Raw genomic sequence first — 4,298 nt, 5'->3', positions numbered from 1 at the left:
ACATATGAAGAGGGAGATGACGGTGTGTCAGTAATTAATGAACAAGAGATTGTTACCTACATAAAAGACTTGGTTTCTATTCCAAGTCCATCAGGTTATACAGAAGATGTAATCGCTTTTGTCGCAAACATTTTGGAAAGTAAGAACGTGCCATACCTGATTACAAATAAAGGGGCATTATTAGCTACACTTCAGGGGGACAATCAGGATAAACACAGGTTAATAACCGCACATGTAGATACGCTTGGTGCAATGGTGAAGGAAATTAAACCGGATGGAAGGTTGAAGTTGACCATGATTGGCGGATTCCGATGGAATGCGGTAGAAGGAGAATATTGTAAGATTCATACTGCTGACGGTAAGGTATTTACAGGTACTATCCTCGTTAATCAAACATCAGTACATGTTTATAAAAATGCTGGTGAAGCAAAAAGGGATGATTCTACCATGGAGGTACGTTTGGATGAACCAGTGAGGAAAAAGAAAGATACCGAAGAGTTGGGTATATCTGTTGGAGATTTTATTTCTTTTGATCCTAGAGTAGAGGAAACGGAAAGCGGCTTTCTTAAATCAAGACATCTGGATGATAAAGCAAGTGTCGGGATTCTTTTGCATTTAATAGGACTGATTAAAGAAAAGGATCTTGTATTACCGTATACAACTCATTTCTTGATATCAAATAATGAAGAAATAGGCTATGGAGGAAACTCGAACATACCCGTTGAAACGGTTGAATATTTAGCTGTTGATATGGGGGCCATAGGAGATGGGCAAGCAACTGATGAATACAGTGTATCCATTTGTGCAAAAGATTCATCTGGGCCTTATAATTATCGTTTGCGTCAGCATCTAGTGCAGCTGGCTAAGGATAATAACGTGGATTACCAAGTTGATATATATCCTTACTATGGCTCAGATGCTTCTGCTGCCATTCGGGCAGGTTATGATATTGTACATGGCTTAATTGGTGCAGGCATCGATGCGTCTCATGCATTAGAACGAACTCATATCTCTTCACTTCGCCATACAGCAGATTTACTGTATTATTATCTTCAATCGGATTTAGTTTAAGAAGTAGGCCTGCCCAAAAAACTTGGACAGGCCTTTTTCAATGATGTCAAAATTATAGAGTAAGTTCCTCAGGTGGTTCTCCATTATTGTTCATCAGCCTTATCGTAGAAGGTTTAATCTGTAAAACGACAAAGGTTGGGTCTTCAGGTCCATCAAACCAGCTTTTTAGATGCTCATTCCAGACCTTTTTCTTTAATTCAGGCGAATCACTTACCTCAGATGTTCCGCTGATCTCTACGTATGAATCGCCAAATCCTTCACCGTTATATCCTAATAAGATATGAACATTTCGGTTTTTTTCAATTTCATCTACTTTTTCCGTCTCTGCACTTGTAGCGGTATACAATGTTAATTCGTCATTGAAGAAAGTCATATAGCGTGAATATGGTTTATCATTCTCGACCGTAGAAAGGACGCCAACAAAATCTTCTTTTAATACCTTAAGTATTTTATCTTTTACTTGAGATTGTTCCATAACAGCCACTCCCTTATTTTGTAATACTGTTACTTTTCCTCAATATCTCTAAACCTAAACAAATAAATGTGTGGGTTAAGAAACTTGTCTTATTTTTGGTATTAAAAATCTGTATCTATAAGGGAAACTGTAAGTTATTGAGAGGTATTGTCATATGAGTTTTAGGGAAGGAAGGAAGTGGTAAAATAGATATACTATTACTTCGAATATGCATCCTCATATCAGAATATAATCGGATAAGCGTATGGTAGTCAATCATGCCCTCATAAAATTGAAACGTAAAAGGAGATAAAGTGATGAAGATTAATCGAGTCAACTATTATAAGGGTCCAAGTCTTTATTCAATTAAACCCTCGATATGTATTGAACTTGATGTAGGAGACCTGGAATACCAATCTTCGGATTCACTCCCAGGGTTTACGAAGCTCCTGCGTGCCTGCCTGTCTGATTCAGAACACGACATTTCCCGGCAATATCAAGAGAAGTTAAGCAAACGGTTGAAGGGCGGGATCTTAATGGGCCCTATTCTTGAACATCTGACAATCATCATTCAGCAAGCTGCTGGAATCGATGTTAGCAGCAGTAAGACAATTATGACTAATAATACAGGAATATACGAGGTGATTTACGAATATAAAGAGACGCATTCAGGAATATATGCGTTTAAAGCCGCATTGGAGTTGGTGAATAGGTTAATAAATAATCAGAGCCCAGTTGAGCTTAAGGAGTATATAGATCATACAGCAAGGTTATATCTTACATATAAGCTTAATCATAGTACTGAAGCAATATATAATGCGGCGGAACATGCATTAATTCCGGTTAATCGAATGGACTCAGAGATGCTTCGCTTAGGTACGGGTTCTAAACAGAAATATGTTAAAGGGACTATTACCAGTGAAACAAAATATATTTCTGTTGAAAACGCCTCAAATAGGCAATCTACAAAGGATTTACTAAGATTGGTTCAACTGCCCGTTCCCGATGGACTCATTGTTCATACGATTGAGGAGATATTCAGCGGTGCTGATTATTTAGGTTTTCCACTGGTTATCAAACCGCTTGAGAGACGTTTAGGTAAAACAATCACTAATATAAAAAATCGGCAAGAGCTATTTAATGTGGTTAACTGCCAGGATCCCCGGATCAAGACATATCTATTAGAGCGCCATTATACCGGGAATGATTTTCGTTTGCTTATTATTGATGGTAAGATGGCAGCTGCAAGTCATCGTGTCGCCCCATACATCATTGGGAATGGAAAGGATACGATCCAGCAATTGATTGAAGAAGAAAATAAAAACCCATTAAGAGGAGAAGGACTTAATAAACCGATGTCAAAGATTCCTCTTGATCATAGTTTGACCTGTTTCCTAGAAAAAAGTGAACTCTCTCTGCAATCTGTGCCATCGAATGGTCAAGTTATACAGGTAATGGGAGATGTTCATATAGAAACTGGTGGTCATGCGGTTGATATAACCGACCAAGTACATCCATCTATTGAGAAGCTTGGTATTACCGCTGCTAAGGCTGTTGGTCTTGATATCGCGGGAGTAGATATTATCTGTCAAGATATTTCTGCCCCGCTGGGTGAAATAATCATTAGTGACGTTCATGCAAATCCAAACATTCGAATGCATCATTATCCCGTTGAAGGGAAACCACGGGATGCGGGGAGGGCGATTATCGATTATTTATTTACAAATAGAGAAGATGCGGTGATTCCAGTTATTGCAATGATTGGGGAAAGCAGCGATAACCTAACCACCAAACTGTTAAAATACATCCTTGAAAAGGATGACGTTAAAGTGGGAGTAATGTACAAAGACCGATCATTAGATAGAGAACCTCAGCCTGATCAAGACCCTGGTTCGATATTGACTAATCCTTTCGTGGATCTAGCAGTAATAGAATTGAATTCGAAAACTATCATTGATGAGGGACTTCCATTTTGTAATTGTGATATTGGAATTATAAGCATGTATTCTACTATTGAAAACCAGAAACTTGAAGATGTAAGAATGAAATCGTTGGTCGCCGAAATGGTGATCGAAACAGGAACGTGTATTCTGAATGCGAATGATGTATATATTGAGGAATTATCACAAACGGCGAAAGCAGAGGTAATCGTCATCTCAACTGAAGAAAACTCAGTCATTGATCGAGCAATTAGTTCTGGGAGGGCTGCTTGGTTTATAGATAACGAGGGATGGATTATCTATACAAAGGAGCGTACACATCGCCGTTTTCTACCTTTACAGGCGCTTCCTAGTGCAGCATCTAAACAGACCGTAGAACAATTGTTACAAGCACTAGCAGCAGCACACTCTCATGGTATATCTTTGGAAGAATTACGTGGAAAAGCGTTGCGTTTTAACCAACAAAAACATCCTTCACAATCGAGTAAATCTACAAATAACATTTACGCAGAGTCGACATTATACACTAGTAAGGCAAAGTCAATCTATAAACTGGTAGGGAATCCAGAGGAGCTGCAAGAAATTCCACAAGCAGCACTAAGTAAAAAACTATCCCTATAGAAGTAGACGATCAGTACTGAACAGGTACTGATTTTTTTGTTTTTAGAGATAGAACCGCAGTAGATTAATTTGGCCTAGTAAGAGACTTTTATGTAATTAAAAAGCTTATAAATAATTATCATTTCTCCTACAATCCGACCTTTTTCTAATATTACACCCGCCTTTCTTCCTTTTTTTATATCAAAAAACCGTAAAAATAAATGAATATTGCT

The 4,298-nt window shown here is 38.1% G+C and carries 3 protein-coding genes; 2 read left to right on the top strand and 1 reads right to left on the bottom strand.

Features of this window, described 5'->3' with window-relative positions; genetic code table 11:
• The first annotated feature begins 33 nt into the window (after positions 1 to 33).
• Positions 34 to 1,071 carry a M42 family metallopeptidase gene (locus AC52RT_RS09060; RefSeq protein ID WP_495540436.1) on the top strand — a complete coding sequence of 346 codons (1,038 nt, stop codon included), beginning with the start codon at positions 34 to 36 and terminating at the stop codon, positions 1,069 to 1,071.
• A gap of 52 nt (positions 1,072 to 1,123) precedes the next feature.
• On the opposite strand, the gene AC52RT_RS09055 is transcribed toward AC52RT_RS09060, so the two are convergent.
• Positions 1,124 to 1,546, bottom strand: a complete 423-nt coding sequence (locus AC52RT_RS09055; protein WP_340849247.1) for a pyridoxamine 5'-phosphate oxidase family protein — start codon at positions 1,544 to 1,546, stop codon at positions 1,124 to 1,126.
• A 296-nt stretch (positions 1,547 to 1,842) separates the two neighbouring features.
• On the opposite strand from AC52RT_RS09055, the gene AC52RT_RS09050 reads away from it, so the two are divergent.
• Positions 1,843 to 4,086 carry a cyanophycin synthetase family protein gene (locus tag AC52RT_RS09050; protein WP_495540435.1) on the top strand — a complete coding sequence of 748 codons (2,244 nt, stop codon included), beginning with the start codon at positions 1,843 to 1,845 and terminating at the stop codon, positions 4,084 to 4,086.
• Positions 4,087 to 4,298: the final 212 nt, after the last annotated feature.

The organism is Peribacillus sp. (assembly GCF_059453735.1).
Note: the sequence above shows the minus strand (reverse complement) of the source record. Positions and strands in the feature narration are given on the sequence as shown.

Coding starts and splice junctions, on each gene's coding strand:
- AC52RT_RS09055 (WP_340849247.1), bottom strand. CDS start 1,546: ATGGAACAATCTCAAGTAAAAGATAAAATACTTAAGGTATTAAAAGAA.
- AC52RT_RS09050 (WP_495540435.1), top strand. CDS start 1,843: ATGAAGATTAATCGAGTCAACTATTATAAGGGTCCAAGTCTTTATTCA.